The sequence below is a fragment of the Blastomonas sp. SL216 genome (assembly GCA_026625625.1).
GTDB lineage: Bacteria > Pseudomonadota > Alphaproteobacteria > Sphingomonadales > Sphingomonadaceae > Blastomonas.
On the sequence record CP113055.1, the window covers coordinates 2,404,932 to 2,421,147 of the forward strand.

The following is a 16,216-nucleotide window of genomic DNA, read 5'->3' on the forward strand; positions in this document are numbered from 1 at the left end:
GCGCTATCCCTTCAGGCCCAGCGCGCGCTGGGCAATGATGTTGTGCTGAATCTCGCTCGACCCGCCATAGATCGAGGTGACGCGGGCATAGAGCGCGCCCTGCATCGCATAGGGCATGTCGGCGGGCAGATCATGGCCGTTGTCCAGCGGCGCGAAATGCGCGGCGCGCGGCCCCAGCGCCCCGACCCAGAGCGCGGTGCCCGCCTGGCTCAGCTGCGACCAGCGCAGCTTGATCATCGATCCCAGCGGGCCGGAATCCACCCCTGCCGCCGCATCGGCCATCACGCGCAGCACCATGGTCTGCAGCGCGATGACCTCGATCTCATATTGCGCCAGCTTCGCCTTGAAACCCGGCATGTCGATCAGCCGCACCCCGCCGATCGTGCGCCTGGCTGCCGCCTCGCGGATGGCCTTGACCGTCTGGATCAGGAAGATCGCGACCGATGCGGTGACCATGCGCTCGCGGTCGAGCAGCACCTTGCCATATTCCCAGCCGCGCCCTTCCTCGCCGACCAGATTGGCGGCGGGCACGCGCACATCGTCGAGGAACATCTCGTTGGTGTGGTGCTTTTCGTCCATCGTCGCGACCGGGCGGATGGTGATGCCCGGGGTCTTCATGTCGACTAGCAGCAGCGAAATGCCCTGCTGCCGCTTGGGTTCGTCCGATGTCCGCGCCAGCACGAAGCAATGGCTGGCGACATGGCCATAGCTGGTCCACGCCTTTTGCCCGTTCAGCACATAATCGTCGCCGTCCCGGACCGCGCGGGTGCGCAGCGAGGCCAGGTCGGACCCGGCATTGGGTTCCGAATAGCCCTGGCACCACCAGTCGTCGGCATGGATGATGCCGGGCAGGTAGCGGTCCTTGAGCGCCTGGCTGCCATAGGTGAAGATGATCGGCCCGATCAGTTCCAGCCCCTGGTGGAACTGCGCCGGCGCATCCGCCTCGGCCGCTTCGGTCCAGAAGATATACTGGCGGATCGGGCTCCAGCCGGTGCCGCCATATTCGACTGGCCAGGTCGGTGCCCCCCAGCCGCGCGCGGCCAGGCGCTTCTGATAGGCGATCAGCTCTTCGGGGTGCAGCCGCAGGCCGGCACGCACGCGCGTGCGCCATTCGTCGGGAATGCCGGTCGCAAAAAAGGCGCGAACCTCCTCGCGAAAGGCCATGTCGGCAGGATCGAGTTCAAATTCCATGGGCAGTGCCTGTTGCGGGTTGGAAGGTGAGACGGCTTTCGGCAATTCCCCGGACGCCGAGGCCGCGGACCACGGCGATCCGACCGCCATCGGGATGGTCGGTCACCAGATTATGGCCGGAATTGCCGATCGAGGTTACGTAGAGCGTCTCCATCCCCTCGCCGCCGAAGGCCGGGCACGAGGGAAAGGGCATGGGCATGTCGATCTGGCGAAGCAGCGTCCCATCGGGCGACACGCAGGCGAGCGCCTGGTCCAGCACCAGCGCGATCCACAGATTGCCATCGGCATCCACCGTCGCCCCATCGGGGGCCTGGCCGATGCCGGCGAGGTCGATGCGGCCCGTCTGCGGTCCGATCGTGGCGGTCGCGGGGTCATAATCGTGGCAGCGGATGAAGCCGTCCAGGCTGTCGGCGCAATACAGGCGGCGGCCATCGGGCGAAAAGCAGATGGCATTGGATATGCGCATCCCCTGCGCGATCTCGCGCAATTCAGCATCGGCGGTAAGCTGGAACAGCGTGCCCGTTGCGGTTTCCTGCATCCGGGTATGGCCGCACACATAGCTGCGCCCGCCCCGATCCACCTTGCCATCGTTGAGCCGCACCGCGCCACCCTGCGCCGGAACCGCCAGCAGGGTTTCCGCCGCACCGGTCTGTGTGTCGATCAGCGCAAAGCGATCAGCGAGGCCCGCGATCAGCCCGCGATCGCAAAGGCCGATGCTGCCCACCATGCTGTCATACTGCCAGGTGACGGGGTCGTCCCCGGTTCCCCCTGCGCTGTGGATGGTCTGGCCCACCGCATCGACCCACCAGAGCCGGGCGCTCGCAGGGTCCCAGAGCGGGCTCTCGCCAAGCCGGCACCGGAAGTCGCCCAGAAAACCGATATCGATATCCACGCCCGCGCCTCTCCACTGCCGGCCCATGCCGGTCGCCTGAGTGCGCGATTATGCCGCGAGATGAAGGCTGCGCACGTGATCCGGCGCGCAGGCCCAGACTATCATGTCCGCGATAGTGCGAAGCTAGCGCGCGGCGGGGCGGAACGAGGCGGTGAGGTCGCGCAGGATTTCGACAATCGCGTCCTTGCGATCGGCAATGCGTTCAGCAAGCCCGCCCACCCCGAGCGCCAGCGGCACGCCGCCCAGATCGGCATCGAGCGCCATGGTGATCGACGAGACCGCAGGCGTAGGCCGGTGGGGAATATACGCATAGCCGACCTGGCGGACATGTTCGACATCGCGCATGATCTGCGCGTACGACACCCGAGCAGAGTCGCTGGCATGATAGGCGTTGGAATAGCGGCACAGCTTTTCGATCGCGCGGTCGTCCATCCGGGCCATCAGCGACAGGCCTGCCGATGAATCCACCAGCTTGCGCATCGCACCGACCTGCGGCGCCATCTGGAATTCATGGGCAGGCGTCAGCAGGATGATATACTGGATGAACAGGTCGTTGCGGGTGATCAGCGCCACCGTCTCGTCAGTCCGGCGCTGCAGTTCCTCGACCAGCTCGCGATAGCCACCCTGCGCCTGGATATAGTCGGGCAGCCAGTTGCCGAGCTCGCTGATCCGCGTCGTCGGCAGATAGGTGCGATGGTCGCGGTCATAGTTGAGATAGCCCTTCATCACCATGCTCTTGAGCAAGGCGGTGGTGCTCGATTGCGGATAGCCGAGCGTGCTGTGGATCTCGTGCAGCGGCAGCGGGGTGCGCCGTTCGGCGAACAGTTCCAGCACCTCGAAGGTCCGGAGCGCGGATTTCACGGCTGGTTGCGACATTCCCCCTCCCGGATGTCTTGCTTTGCGCATGAGACTGCCCGTCCTTGCCCGCGCCGTAAAGGGGTCAGGCGCGCTGGCGGGCCTGGGTCATTCGAAGATTGTCGCCGCCATCGCAAGCGATGACCTGCCCGCTGACCCCATTGGTCTGCAGCAGCGCAGCAGCCATGTACGCCGCAGCCATGGCCTGGCGATCGTCGGCCGCGCCCATGGCGATCATGTTGATCGTCACGCCCTCGCGCATGTATTCCAGCGCTACCGACCGCATCAGCCCGGTCGCGCCGACGGCAAAGGCAGCGGCAAGGCTTGCGTCCCAATGACCCAGCCCTTCGGTCGTGCCGATCAGCACGATGCGCCGATGGCCGGGAACAAGACCCGCAAGCGTCTCTCCCAGATCGGCCAGCGGCTGGATCAATCCGGCTTCCAGATCTTCATCGCCCAGAGCGGCAAGCCCTGCCCTGCGGGTGCCGGGCAGGGCATCGACCAGTGCGACAGGTTCGGCAAGCCCGGCGCCGCACAGATCCTTGACCTTGGCTGCGATGATCGCCGTGAGGCTTTCGGGGCCAGCGATGACCGTCAGCATGGAAACACCCCCAGCGATTTGCCGCCATCGACCAGCAGCACCTGACCATTGAGCGACCGTCCGGCGGGCGATGCGAGATACGCCACCGCCTCGGCGATCACGTCGGGCGAGAGAGCCGCGCCGCTCGGTTCCAGCGCCGTCAGCCGATCGCGCATCTGCGGGGTGAAATCGGCGATCATGCGCGTCTCGACCATGCCGGGCGCGACCGCGTTGACGCTGATGCCGCGCCAGCGCAGCTCCACCGCCATCGCCCGGGTCATGCCGACCACGGCCGCCTTGGACGCGACATAATGCGCCGCGCCTGCCCCGCCCAGATAGCCGCGTGATGCAATGTTGACGATCGCGCCGCCCTGCATCCGCCGCGCTGCCTCGCGCGCGACCAGAAAGGTGCCGCCCGTGTTGATCCGCAGCATCCGTTCGAACGCGGCGCGGTCGATCTGCTTGAGCGGCAACAGCTGCGCGGCGATTCCGGCGCAGTTCACCACGATATCGGGCGCGGGGAACGCATCGAACACGCCCGCAACGGCCTCTGCATCGGTAATGTCGAGCAAGGTCGCGGTCACATCGTCCCGCCCGGTCGCCCAGCCCAGTGCCTCGCCATCCCGGTCGGCAGCGACGACATGCCAGCCCAGCGCAGACAGACGCTCAGCCACCGCACGGCCAATCCCCTGCGCCGCGCCCGTCACCAGCGCGTGAGGGCGCAGCGGATCAGCCAAGCGCTGCCAGCGCCAGCTCGGTCGCGCGACGATAGTCCGATTTGCCGCTGGCATGGCGCGGCAGATCATCCAGCACGATCATCCGCCGTGGCAGCTTGTAGCGGGCAAGATCGGCCTCCAGCGCAGCACGGGCGCGCGGTTCGTCAAAGCCTGAGCCGGTGCGGATCAGCGCCACCACGGCCTTGCCCCAGGTTTCATCGGGAATGCCGACAACTATGGCGTCCTCGATCCCCGGCGCGCGCTTCAGCGCCTCTTCGACCTCTTCAACGAACACCTTTTCGCCGCCGGTATTGATGCACAGATTGCCGCGCCCGATCAGCCGGATCAGCCCCTCGGGCGTGCGCTCGGCCATGTCGCCGGGGATCGCGTAGACGGTGTCGCCGATCCGGCGATAGGTCTGCGCGGTCTTTTCCGGATCGCCGAAATAGCCCAGCGCAAAGGGCGGCCTGCGCGCCAGCCAGCCGGTGCCAGGCTCGTCATCGGTCAGCACCCGGTCGGTATCGACATCGATGATCACGGTCTGCCGCCCCGGTTCGAAATAGCCGGTGGGGGTGGAACGCTGCGCCGTGGTGAGCGCATAGCCAAAGCCCGAGGCTTCCGATGCCCCCAATATGTCGACCAGCGACAATTGCGGCAGCTGCTCCACCAGACCGCGCTTGACCTCCTCGCTCCACATCAGCCCGGCCGAGGAAATCACCTTGAGGCTGGACAGGTCCCAGCGTCCCGGATGCGCTGCGAGCGCCTGCAGCATCGGCCGCGCAAAGACATCGCCGACGATCAGGATGCGCGTTACGCGATGCCGCTCGACCTGGTCCCACAATTCGGCAGCGTCAAAGCTGTCCTTTTCCAGCAGCACCGCCGTGCCGCCCATCAGCAGCTCGGCCATCGAACTGTTGAGCCCCGCGCCATGCATCAGTGGGCAGGCGGGCATGACCCGGCCCGGCGCGGTATTGGCGGCGACCTGGCGGGCATGATCGTCCAGCGTGGTAATGGTGGTGCGTACGGTAGGCGATTCCAGCTGGACCTGGCGGGCATCGCGCGCCGCCCACATCACGCCCTTGGGGCGCCCCGTCGTGCCGCCGGTATAGAGCAGATAGCCATCGGTCGGCGAGCGGGTGATGGCGAGCGGGACTCCATCACCCTGCCCCACCATGGCCTCATAGCCGTCGGCGTCGCCGCCGATCTGCACCACCAGCTTCAGGTGATCGAGCGCGGCAGGCAGCGGGGCGACGACGCCGGCAAACTCGTCCTGATGGAACAGCGCTGCGGCCTGGCAGTCGGCCAGCACATATTCGATCTCTGCCGTGGTATAGCGATAGTTGATGTTGACATGCGTCAGCCGCGCCTTGAACGCAGCACAGGCAATTTCGATGAATTCGGGGATGTTGCGCGCGAGGATCGCCACGCGGTCGCCGCTTGCCAGCCCGGCGGCCAGCATCGCCCGCGCCAGCCGGTTGGTGCGCGCGTCGAAATCACCCCACAGGATCGTCCGGTCGCCGCGCACCAGCGCGGGCCTGTCTGCCGGAACATGGGCTGCGGCCACGTCCAGCAGGTCACCGAAATTCCAGTTGCCGCCCGTCTCGCTCGCCATGGCCAGCCTCAACGTCCCTGAAAGACCGGCGGGCGCTTTTCGACGAACGCTGCCACCGCCTCGGCTGCATCATGCGAGGTCGCAAGCTTGGCGGTGTTGCCCTGCTCATAGATATAACCATCGCGCAGCGTCATGTTCTCGATCGTACGCATGCTGTCCTTGGCCAGTCGCGTGGCGAGCGGGCTCTTGGCGGCGATGTTGCGCGCCATGTCCATCGCAAAGGGCATCAGCTCTTCGGGCGGCAGGCAGGCTTCGATCACGCCGCGCCGATAGAGCTCCTCGGCTGGAGCGCGATAGCCGGTCAGCATCATCCGACGCACCAGCGAATGCGGCAGGATGCGCTCGGCATGCTTGCCGCCGCCCATCAGGCCGACATCGACCTCGGGCAGGCCGAACACCGCATTTTGCGATGCGATGATGATGTCACAGCTGGCGACCAGCCCCAGCCCCGCGCCCAGCGCCGGGCCGTTGACCGCCGCGATCGTCGGCTTGGCATTGTCCATGATGCAATAGCTGACCTCGCGCACCTTGCGGTTGCGCGCCCAGCGTGCGCCGGGGGCGGAGAGATCGGGCCGGTTGCGCAGATCGGCCCCGGCAGAAAAGCACTTGCCCTCGCCCGTCAGCACGACAACGCGCACATCGTCGCGGTCGTTGAAGCTATCGAACGTGGCGATGATCTCGTCGACCAGGTCCATGTTCTGGGCGTTGACCGGCGGGTTGTCGATGGTCACCACCGCCACATAGTCCGCGACTTCCAACCTGACCTGACTCATCTTTACCTCTCCCGCGATATGGCGTGTATCGTGGCAGACTATGTGCCCAGCCATGGCTTGGCACCTGCCGCCTGACCGACACCGCCACTATTGCATATGCGATTTGCCCCGAGGCCCGGCCGGGTCAGGGCATCGGCGCCCCGGGCGGGTGGCCGCTGGCCAGATAGCCGCCATCGGCCTGAACGGTCGCCCCGGTGATATACGATGCAGCGTCCGACGCCAGAAAGGCGATCAGCGCAGCAATTTCTGACGGCTGGCCCAACCGCCCCATCGGAATGCGCGCGGTGATGGCCGCCATGTCGCGAACCCCGGCATCGATCAGCGCTTCGACCGCTGGCGTACGGATATAACCCGGCGCGACGGCATTGACGCGGATGCCATGCTCCGCCCATTCGCAGGCCATGCTGCGCGTGAGCATGGTCACCGCCGATTTGGAGGCGCAATAGGCATTGCGGCCCGGCAGCCCGAGCGATGCGGTGATCGAGGACAGGTTGACGATGGCGCCGCCGCCATGGTCGCGCATCTGCCGGGCAGCGGCGCGCGCGGCATGAATGACCCCGGCCATATTGACGTCCACCGTCCGGCGGAAATCCGCCAGCGCCTGGTCTGCACTGGGCATGGAAGGCTCCACCAGCCCTGCATTGTTGACCAGCAAGGCGACCGGCCCCAGCGTTGCGGCGATCCGCGCAAAGGCATCGTCGACCTGGCGCTGGTCCGCAATATCCACGTGCCAGCAGGCATGGCGGCCACCGGGGTCAGACTGCTGGTCCAGCACGGCCACCTGCCATCCCTGTTCGGCCAATTGGTCGGCAATCGCCGCGCCGATACCGCTAGCGCCCCCGGTCACACAGGCGATATCGCCGGGCCGATGCGCCCGCTGCGGCATGGTCATGCTCGATGCGCGGCCCGATCCGCCAAACGCATCGACGCCGCCATCGACGCTGAGCAAGGTCCCTGCCAGATAGCCGCCCTGCGAAAGGTGGAACACCGCCTCGGCGATCTCATGCCCCTGACCCAGCCTGCCCGCCGGGATCGCCCGCGCCACCGATTCCCGGTCGAACCGGCCCTCGCGTTCCAGCGCCAGCAGGATTTCCGTGTCGATATAGCCAGGCAGCACCGCATTGACGGCAATGCCCAGCGGCGCGAGCTCCACGGCCAGGGCCCGGGTCATGCCGATCACCCCGGCCTTGGTCATGCCATAGGCGGCCCTGCCCGGCAGCGCGCGCAGGCCTGCGCCCGAGGCAATGTTGATGATGGCCCCGCTGCCCCGCGCCGCCATCGCCGGGATAGCCGCACGCGCGACCAGAAACGGCCCCTGCAGGTTGATGCTGATCAGCCGCTCGATATCCTCGGCAGGCACGTCCAGCAACGGCCGCGCGAAGCGGTCCACCACGCCGGCATTGTTGACCAGCACGTCGATCGGGCCGAACCGCGATTGAATATCCGCCATGACACGCACGACATCGGACTCAGCAGAAACGTCCATGCAGACCGCGATGTGCTCAGACCCGAGGGACCGGGCCGCGAGCGCGCAAGCCTCGTAATTGCGGTCGGCCAGCACGACCCTGTCCCCAGCCTCGGCAAAGCGGCGGGCACAGGCAAGCCCTATGCCGCGCGCGGCCCCTGTTACCAGAACCAGCCTTTGGCCCGTGCTGTCACCGTGTTCCGCCATGGCTGCCGCTCCTGCCCAATGGTCTTGTGTTCCGCCAGAGCCTCACCTGCGCGAACGCGGGGGTCAAAGGGGGCCGATAGCGCCCGCGCCACTATCATAAGCCGAATAATGGAGCCGCCGCCGCCGGTCATGTTGCCGCTGGCCGATCGCATCGGGCTAAGTATCACCAAAGCACGAAAGGATGGACATGGGCGGGGAACTGCAAGGCAAGGTGGCCGTGGTGACGGGCGCATCGCGCGGCCTGGGGCGGGCCATTTCAGAGCTTTTCGCTCGCGAAGGCGCAAGCGTGGTCCTGATCGACCTGAAACAGCCCTGGGCGCAGGCTGCGGCTGATGCGATCGCGGCGACCGGGGCCAGCGCGATCGGTATCGGGGCTGATGTTTCCGACCGCGACGCGCTGACCGCCGCGATCGACGATGCCGCCCGCCAGCTCGGCCGGATCGACATCCTGGTCAACAATGCGATGTGGAACAGCTACAATCTGATCCCCGACATCACACCGGACATATTTGCACGGATGATGGGCGTCGGCCTGGGCGGCATGGTCTGGGGCATCCAGGCCAGCGTGCCGCACATGCCGGAAGAAGGCGGCGCGATCATCAACATCGGATCGATGGCTGGCCGCTTGGGCAGCGCCGGTGCGCTGCTCTATGCGGCGGTCAAGGCCGGCGTCGACGGACTGACCCGTTCGGCATCGGTCGAGCTTGGGCCCCGGCGCATTCGCGTCAATGCGATCGCCCCCTCGACCGTTGCTACCGAAGGGGTGATGGCCATTCTGACCGAAGAGCAGATCGCCAAGCGCGTCACCCAGACACCGGTCGGCAGGCTGGGAGAAGCAGCGGACATCGCGCAAGCCGCGCTCTGGCTGGCCGGCGGACGCTCCACCTTCGTCACCGGCCAATCGCTCGCGGTCGATGGCGGCATCGGCCACACGCTGGTGCGGTGACCGGGCATGAACCGGAGCCCCTGCGCAAATCGCCATTATGATTATCATGGCTCAACAGCCGGCACGGATTGCCTCTTGCGACCCGATGCTGCGAGATCACCAGGCTAGAACAAAGCCAAATTCCGCATAACCGCGCTGCAAAAGACCGTCAGGCCTGCATGGCCCGTCGCGTCCCCTGCACGCGTGCTTGCGACAGGCACAGACAATGAGGGGATGGAGATGAGGGACCACATGATTTCAAGACTGCTGGCCGGACTGGGCAGTACGGCGCTCGCGCTGGCCATGGCATCGCAGGCCGCCGCGCAGGACAGCGCAGCCAATGGCGAGGCCGACAGCGCGCCGGGCTTTGACGAGATCGTCGTCACCGCGACCAAGAAGGCCAATGCCCAGAATGTCCAGGACGTGGCGATCGCTGTCACGGCCTTCGGGGCGGAACAGCTGGAAAACCAGCATATCCGCACGCTCGACAATCTCAGCTACAGCGCGCCCAACGTGCAGCTCGACGATGTCGGCACCGCGCCGGGCTTTGCCAATTTCTCCATTCGCGGGCTGGGCATCAACAGCTCGATCCCGTCGATCGACCCGACCGTCGGCGTCTTTGTCGATGGCGTGTATATGGGGATCAGCGCGGGCATCCTGTTCGATACCTTCGACCTTGAAGGCGTCGAGGTGCTGCGCGGGCCGCAGGGCCTGCTGTTCGGCCGCAACGTCACCGGCGGCGCGGTCGTTGTCCGCACCTCCACACCCGGCAACGACCTGAAGGTCGAAGGGCGGCTCGCCGTCGAAACCGGGCTGAACAAGATCGCCAGCGCCGTGATCTCCGGCCCGCTGATCGAGGACAAGCTCGCTGCCAAGCTCGCCGTCTATTACAATGACGATGACGGTTATTTCACCAACCGGTTCAACGGCAACAACGATTTCGGCGCATCCGAAACGCTGATCGTCCGCTCCGCGCTCAACTTCACCCCGACCGATACCATCAGCATCGTCGGGCGCTATGAGCATGGCCGGGTCCGCGGCGATGGCGCGGTGGTCAGCAATTTCGGCCTGTTCCGGCGCGAAAGCTTCGACATCAGTGTCAATGAAGAGGGCGTGACCCGCAACGACTGGAACCAGGCCTCGGTCGAGATCAACATCGACACCGCATTCGGCGACGGAAAGATCACCAACATTGCGGCCTATCGCGACTATAAGGGCTTTGTCGTCAGCGACATCGATTCCTCGCCCAGCTTCACCTTCCACGCCGATACGCTGACCCGCCAGGACCAGTTCAGCAACGAACTGCGCTATGCCGGAACGTTCGGCCGCGTCGATGTGACCACCGGCCTGTACTATTTCGAGCAGGATATCGACTATATCGAACTGCGCCGCCTGGCAGGCGGAGCGCTGCGCATTTCGGGCGGCGGCAAGCAGGCGCAGACCACGTTCGGCGCGTTCTTCTCCACCGACTGGCGGCTCACCGACACGCTGACCCTCAGCGGCGGCCTGCGCTATTCGTGGGAAAAGAAGCGGGTCCAGGTGCAGAACCTAGCCGGCAATCTGTGCGACCCCATCGGCACGCGCACCTGCAGCAGCTATGGCTTCCGGGACAGCGAAAGCTGGCAGGACCCCACCTTCCGCGTCGGCATGCAATGGCAGCCGACCAGCGATACGCTGGCTTATGCTTTCTTCGCGCGCGGCTTCCGCAGTGGTGGCTACAATTTCCGCAACGGCAACCCCGCCGAAGCCCCCGGCCCATTCGATGCGGAAAAGCAGAACAGCTATGAAATCGGCCTGAAGCAGGATTTCGGCAATGTCCTGCGGCTCAATCTGGCGGCCTTCCACAACACGGTGCTGGGCCTGCAGCGCGAGATCATTCTGCCGGTGCTGCCGCTGGGCACCACCCAGGTGATCCGCAACTCCGCCAACCTGCGGCTGCGCGGGGTGGAGGCCGAGGCCACCTTGCGGATCGGCGATCATCTGACGCTGAACGGCCAGCTGGGCTATACCGATGCGCAATATACCCGCATCTTCTTCGACCTGAATGGCGACCGCGTGATCAATGCGCGCGATTTTGCCCTGCGCCCGCCGCGGCTTTCGCCCTGGACCTATGGCGCATCGGCCAATTTCACGCATGAAGTGGGCAGCGCGGGGGAATTTTCCGCCCGCGCAGCCTATGCCCATCGCGATGCGGCATGGTCGAACGACAACAATACCGGCCTGCTCAGCGCCGGCGACATGATCGACATCAACTTTGCCTTCGAGACCGACGACCGGCGCTGGAAGTTCTCGCTCTATGGCAACAACCTGCTCAACGACCAGACCGAGGGCAACGTCTCTCCGCTGCCGTTCTTCGCAGGTTCGACCTTCTCCTCGATCAACAAGGGGCGGGTGCTCGGTGCGGAACTGATCTTCCGTTACTGAACCTCGTGCTCATGCCGGGCGGTGCACCCTCTAAGCGCCGCCCGGCAGCCTCCCAGACTATGGCTACAAGACCGGAAAGCAGAACATGACCGCTCAACCGCAAGACATTTCCGATGCCGTGCAGACCATCACCGTCGATGCGCTGGTCGTCGGTGCAGGCTTTGGCGGCCTGTATGCCGTGCACAAGCTGCGCGAGATGGGCCTGTCCGTGGTCGGCGTCGAAGCCGGCGGCGATGTTGGCGGCGTCTGGTACTGGAACCGCTATCCCGGCGCGCGCTGTGACCTGATGTGCGTCGATTACAGCTTCGGATTTTCCGACGAGATCCAGCAGGAATGGACCTGGAGCGAGCAATTCGCCGCCCAGCCCGAAATCCTGGCCTATGCCAATTTCGTCGCGGACAAGCTGGCGCTGCGCCCGCTGTTCCATTTCAACACCCGCGTGACCCGCGCGAAATGGGATGCCGACGCTCAACGCTGGACGGCAACGACCGATCGCGGGCAGCGGATCGTGGCCAGCTATTGCATCATGGCGACCGGCCCGCTCTCCATACCCAAGGACCCCGAATTTCCCGGGCTGGCCGACTTCAAGGGCGAGTTGCTGCGCGCCGCCAAATGGCCGCATGAACCCGTCAGCTTCAAGGGCAAGCGCGTCGGCCTGGTCGGAACCGGGTCAAGCGGCATCCAGATCGTTCCCGTGGTGGCAGAGGAAGCCCAGGCGCTGCATGTCTTCCAGCGCACCCCCAGCTTCACCATGCCGATGCGCAACAGCCGGCTCGATCCGGATTATGTCGCCGAGCTCAAGCGCCACTATCCCGCCATTCGCGCGGTGGCGCGCGCCAGCCAGCTGGGCGGCGTCCGCCCGGTGACATCGCGCCCGTTCTTCTCGATCACGCCGTCGCAGCGGCAGCGCGTGATGGAAGACGCCTGGGCGCGCGGCGGGCTCGATTTTCTGGGCATTTTCTCGGACCTTTTGACCAATCCGGACGCCAATGAGCATGTCGCCGAATTCGTCCGCGGCAAGATCGGCGAGACGGTGAACGATCCGGTCACGGCCGAAAAGCTCAAGCCGCGCGGCTATCCCATTTTTGCTCGGCGTCCGTGCCTCGATACCGGCTATTACGAAAGCTACAATCTGCCGCACGTGCATCTGCACGATTGCCTGGAACATCCCATCGAGCGGGTGACGGACAAGGGCATCCGCACCAGCGCGGGCGAGGTCGAACTCGATACGCTGATCCTGGCGACAGGCTATGACGGGCTTTCGGGCGCGCTGATGGCCTTCGAGGTCGAGGGCCGCGCCGGTCATGATGTCCGCACCAAATGGGCGGGCGGCGCGCGCTCCTATCTGGGGCTGATGATGGCGGGCTTCCCCAACCTGTTCATGGTCTGCGGACCCAATGGCCCGGCAGCTCTCGCCAATATCATCACGCTGGACGAGCAGAATGTGAACTGGATCTGCGATCTGATCGCGCATATGCGCAGCCAGGGCATCGCCACCGTGGAACCCCGCCCCGAAGCCGAGGACGAGTGGATGGAAACGGTCTTCGCGCTCGCCCAGCTGACGCTCGTGTCCAAGGCGAACACCTGGTACACCGGCACCAATGTCGACGGAAAGCCGCGCGGCCTGATCATGTATACCGGCGGCTTCTTCAAGTATAACGAGGCGTGCACCTCAGTCGCGCAAGCAGGCTATCCGACGCTGGATTTCGGCAAGGCGCAGGTCCAGGCCTGACCGGTTCGTGATGGCGCGAAGGGCCGGGGTGCGATACGTGCCCCGGCCCTTCGCGCATTCAGGCCGCGCTGAGCATGGCGTCTGGTGCAATCGCGCCGCCGCCTTCATGCCGCGCCCGGAAGGACGCGATCGCGTCGGTCATGACATCGATAATGTCCTGCTTGGCGCGCGAGATGCGATCGACCAGCCCCCCGACGCCCAGCGCCAGCGGGATGCCGTACAGGTCGATGTCCAGCGGCATCGCGATAGAGGCCAGCTCCGGCGTCGGGCGCTTGGGCAGATAGGCATGGCCGACCTCGTGGCTCCAGCGCACCTCGCGCATCAGATCCTCGAACGAGGGCAGCGTATCGCCGCCCAGGCCATAATGCTTGGTATAGCGGTACAGCTTGTCGATCTCGCGCTGGCGCATGCGGCTCATCAGCGCGATGCCCGATGAGGAATCGACCATCAGCCGCATCGTCCCCTCGCTGGGTGCCATCTTGTATTCGTGATCGGGGGTCTTCAGGATGATATACTGGATGTACAGGTCGTTCTGCGCGACCAGCCCCACCGTTTCGTCGGTGCGGCGCTGGACCTCATCGACCAGGCTCACCAGCCCGCCCTCGCGGTTCATCATGCTCGGCAACCAGCTGCCCAGCGCCGCCACCCGCAAGGTGGGCAGATAGGTCATGGTGGCGCGGTTATAGTTGAGATAGCCCATCATCACCATGCTCTTGAGCAGGTTGGTCGCGCTAGACTGCGGATAGCACAGCGCCCGGTAGACCTCGTTCAGCCTGAGCGGCCGCCGTTCTTCCATGAACAGCTCCAGGACCTCAAGCGTACGGGACGCGGATTTGACCTTGATCCGTTGCATCCTTCTCTCCCTCCTAAGTGGCTGCCGCTTCACTGTCGGCTGGCCTGCATTCTAGCCGATGCCGATGGGGAGACAACGAACGCGGGGCTTATCACATGTATGATGGAGGTTCCGGAGATGCTGAGTGACGATGCCGAACTGGCGGACCATCGGTGACCGATACGTTCAACCCAGCAGGCCCGATATCAGAGCCTTGGGGAGAGGCCATTCCCGGCAGTGGAGAACTGGACCTCTTGCGTCACCTGCTGACCAGACGGAGCGTCGCCGCGCCTTTTTCTTCAGCCACAATCAAGGTATCGTTGCCCGCAATCAATGCGCTGCCACGCTGCTCGCGCTTGGCTGCGTACAATGCGATGTCGGCATTGCGCAGCAGCTGCCCCCGGTCAGTGACATCCCCGCCGAGCCAGGATGCTCCGATGGTTGCAGACATGTTCAACACGTTGCCGTTGAAGGAAACCGGGCGTTTGAAATCGCCGAGCAGCCTGCGCAGAAGTGCCGGGAGATTGTTGAGGATCGTCTGGTCCGGAACGAGCAGGACAAACTCATCTCCGCCCAATCGCGCAGCAAAGCACTTGTCGAGATAATCCGCTTTCAATCGAGAAGCTGCCACGCGCAACAGCTCGTCGCCCGCCTGATGGCCGAATTCGTCATTGATCGCCTTGAAATGATCGAGGTCGATCAGCAGCAGCGCGCAGCGCTCTCCCGCTCGCGTCGTCGCCTTGATTTTCTCGTCAACATATTCGTTGAAGCTGCCCCGGCTGGCGATCCGCGTAAGCTCATCGGTATGCGCTGCATGGCGCAGAGCCTGTTCGAGCATGTAACGCGAGGTGATGTCCTGAAACACGCCGATCAATGCGGCAGGCTTTCCCTGGACGATCTCCAGCTCCCCCATGCTGCGAACCCGGCGATACTCCCCTTGCGCCGTCGTGAAATCGGTCTCCACGTCAAACGGCTCGCCGGTCGCCATGGTGCGTTCAAGGGCGCCGGTGATGAGCTTGCGGGCCTTGGGAGGATAGAATTCGAGCGCAGATTCAAGTGGCTCGCCGCAACCTGCAGGCACGCCATGGATGGCATAGGTCTGTTCCGACCATTCGGTCCGGTTGTCGGCAAGTGTCAGCCGCCACGAACCGATATTGGCCATGCGCTCAGCCTGGCGAAGCTGTCGGTTCTTGCGGTCCAGCATCTGCAGATGCGCTGCCCGTTCCTCGGCAAGCTGCTGCGCCGCCGCGGCTGCGGATCTTGCGTCAAACAGCTTTTCCACCAGAAGCGCCAGGCCGGTCAGGATTTTCAGATCCTCGGCCGATAGGTCACGAGGCTGATCGTCAATGACACACAGCGTCCCCATCGGAAGCCTGTCGGGCATCACCTCCGTCTGCGGCGCACGCACCGGCACGCCGGCGTAAAATCGAATATTCGGTGCGCCGGTGACGAGGGGATTGTGTGCGAACCGGCTGTCGAGAGTCGCGTCGGGCACAATCAGGACATCATCGGCTTCAACCGCATGAGCGCAGAATGCCGTTTCGCGCGGTGTCTGGCTCACGGCTAGGCCAATCTTTGCCTTGAACCATTGGCGATCCCTGTCGACCAATGAGAGAAGCCCGATCTTTGTCCCCAGAAGGCGTTGCGCCAGTTCGGCGATCATGTCGAATTCCGGTTCCGCCGGGGTATCGAGAAGACCCAAGCCCTCCAGTGCGGCAAGCCGCGCAAGTTCCGTGTCGCCGACCATCGCAATATCTCCGCACCCGATCTCCCGCGCCGACCAGTACGTAGCTAAGGTTAACAGATGCTGTTCGCTGCCCCCGTGCACCACCGCCAGCCGCCTGAATTGACCAAGCAGGTGCACCCGGCGAGATAGGTCGGAGCTGACCCAGGAATTCCGGCGAGGGCATGTTGGCCCGCGCGAGGAAGGGCTCCCGCCCGATGCTGCCATGCGCCTTGCCGGGATGGGCGCGGACCGGGATCAGGATCGCGGCCTGTGCCGGGTGCCCATC

Annotated in this window: 13 protein-coding genes; 3 read left to right on the top strand and 10 right to left on the bottom strand. The window is 65.0% G+C overall.

All coding sequences use genetic code 11. The features are described from left to right. Positions 1–3: 3 nt before the first annotated feature. The 8 genes from OU999_11295 to OU999_11330 all read right to left on the bottom strand — a co-directional run bounded on the left by OU999_11295 (position 4) and on the right by OU999_11330 (position 8,291). The gene (locus tag OU999_11295; GenBank protein WAC22345.1) at positions 4–1,191 is read right to left on the bottom strand and encodes an acyl-CoA dehydrogenase family protein; all 1,188 of its coding nucleotides are present in this window, start codon (positions 1,189–1,191) and stop codon (positions 4–6) included. Beyond that, positions 1,181–2,110 (bottom strand): SMP-30/gluconolactonase/LRE family protein, encoded by a 930-nt coding sequence (locus OU999_11300; GenBank protein WAC22346.1) that lies wholly within the window; start codon positions 2,108–2,110, stop codon positions 1,181–1,183. Before OU999_11300 ends, OU999_11295 begins: the two co-directional genes overlap by 11 nt. Before the next feature lie 96 nt (positions 2,111–2,206). Continuing rightward, positions 2,207–2,944 carry a helix-turn-helix domain-containing protein gene (locus OU999_11305; GenBank protein ID WAC22347.1) on the bottom strand — a complete coding sequence of 246 codons (738 nt, stop codon included), beginning with the start codon at positions 2,942–2,944 and terminating at the stop codon, positions 2,207–2,209. Positions 2,945–3,023: 79 nt separating this feature from the next. Continuing rightward, positions 3,024–3,539: a short-chain dehydrogenase gene (locus OU999_11310; GenBank protein ID WAC22348.1), complete on the bottom strand. Its 516-nt coding sequence runs from the start codon at positions 3,537–3,539 to the stop codon at positions 3,024–3,026. Further along, complete coding sequence (locus OU999_11315) at positions 3,533–4,255, bottom strand: SDR family NAD(P)-dependent oxidoreductase (protein ID WAC22349.1); 723 nt, start codon at positions 4,253–4,255, stop codon at positions 3,533–3,535. Before OU999_11315 ends, OU999_11310 begins: the two co-directional genes overlap by 7 nt. Then, entirely contained in the window at positions 4,248–5,846 is a 1,599-nt protein-coding gene (locus OU999_11320) for an acyl-CoA synthetase (GenBank protein ID WAC22350.1), read from the bottom strand. Before OU999_11320 ends, OU999_11315 begins: the two co-directional genes overlap by 8 nt. Positions 5,847–5,854: 8 nt before the next feature. After that, positions 5,855–6,619, bottom strand: coding sequence for an enoyl-CoA hydratase/isomerase family protein (locus OU999_11325; GenBank protein ID WAC22351.1), 765 nt, complete (start codon positions 6,617–6,619; stop codon positions 5,855–5,857). A 124-nt stretch (positions 6,620–6,743) separates the two neighbouring features. Beyond that, positions 6,744–8,291 carry a glucose 1-dehydrogenase gene (locus OU999_11330; protein WAC22352.1) on the bottom strand — a complete coding sequence of 516 codons (1,548 nt, stop codon included), beginning with the start codon at positions 8,289–8,291 and terminating at the stop codon, positions 6,744–6,746. A 187-nt stretch (positions 8,292–8,478) separates the two neighbouring features. On the opposite strand from OU999_11330, the gene OU999_11335 reads away from it, so the two are divergent. From OU999_11335 to OU999_11345, 3 genes are all read left to right on the top strand, one after another. Then, entirely contained in the window at positions 8,479–9,237 is a 759-nt protein-coding gene (locus tag OU999_11335) for a glucose 1-dehydrogenase (GenBank protein ID WAC22353.1), read from the top strand. Positions 9,238–9,468: 231 nt separating this feature from the next. After that, entirely contained in the window at positions 9,469–11,640 is a 2,172-nt protein-coding gene (locus tag OU999_11340) for a TonB-dependent receptor (protein WAC22354.1), read from the top strand. Between the two features lie 85 nt (positions 11,641–11,725). Beyond that, positions 11,726–13,372, top strand: a complete 1,647-nt coding sequence (locus tag OU999_11345; protein WAC22355.1) for an NAD(P)/FAD-dependent oxidoreductase — start codon at positions 11,726–11,728, stop codon at positions 13,370–13,372. Positions 13,373–13,430: 58 nt separating this feature from the next. On the opposite strand, the gene OU999_11350 is transcribed toward OU999_11345, so the two are convergent. Both OU999_11350 and OU999_11355 read right to left on the bottom strand, forming a co-directional pair. Then, the gene (locus OU999_11350; GenBank protein WAC22356.1) at positions 13,431–14,225 is read right to left on the bottom strand and encodes a helix-turn-helix domain-containing protein; all 795 of its coding nucleotides are present in this window, start codon (positions 14,223–14,225) and stop codon (positions 13,431–13,433) included. A 238-nt stretch (positions 14,226–14,463) separates the two neighbouring features. Next, positions 14,464–15,951, bottom strand: coding sequence for a diguanylate cyclase (locus tag OU999_11355; GenBank protein WAC22357.1), 1,488 nt, complete (start codon positions 15,949–15,951; stop codon positions 14,464–14,466). Positions 15,952–16,216: the final 265 nt, after the last annotated feature.

Bases quoted from the DNA above. Each gene is read 5' to 3' on its own strand.
- OU999_11295 (WAC22345.1), bottom strand. From the start codon at position 1,191: ATGGAATTTGAACTCGATCCTGCCGACATGGCCTTTCGCGAGGAGGTT.
- OU999_11300 (WAC22346.1), bottom strand. From the start codon at position 2,110: ATGGGCCGGCAGTGGAGAGGCGCGGGCGTGGATATCGATATCGGTTTT.
- OU999_11310 (WAC22348.1), bottom strand. From the start codon at position 3,539: ATGCTGACGGTCATCGCTGGCCCCGAAAGCCTCACGGCGATCATCGCA.
- OU999_11320 (WAC22350.1), bottom strand. From the start codon at position 5,846: ATGGCGAGCGAGACGGGCGGCAACTGGAATTTCGGTGACCTGCTGGAC.
- OU999_11325 (WAC22351.1), bottom strand. From the start codon at position 6,619: ATGAGTCAGGTCAGGTTGGAAGTCGCGGACTATGTGGCGGTGGTGACC.
- OU999_11330 (WAC22352.1), bottom strand. From the start codon at position 8,291: ATGGCGGAACACGGTGACAGCACGGGCCAAAGGCTGGTTCTGGTAACA.
- OU999_11335 (WAC22353.1), top strand. From the start codon at position 8,479: ATGGGCGGGGAACTGCAAGGCAAGGTGGCCGTGGTGACGGGCGCATCG.
- OU999_11340 (WAC22354.1), top strand. From the start codon at position 9,469: ATGATTTCAAGACTGCTGGCCGGACTGGGCAGTACGGCGCTCGCGCTG.
- OU999_11345 (WAC22355.1), top strand. From the start codon at position 11,726: ATGACCGCTCAACCGCAAGACATTTCCGATGCCGTGCAGACCATCACC.
- OU999_11350 (WAC22356.1), bottom strand. From the start codon at position 14,225: ATGCAACGGATCAAGGTCAAATCCGCGTCCCGTACGCTTGAGGTCCTG.
- OU999_11355 (WAC22357.1), bottom strand. From the start codon at position 15,951: ATGGTCGGCGACACGGAACTTGCGCGGCTTGCCGCACTGGAGGGCTTG.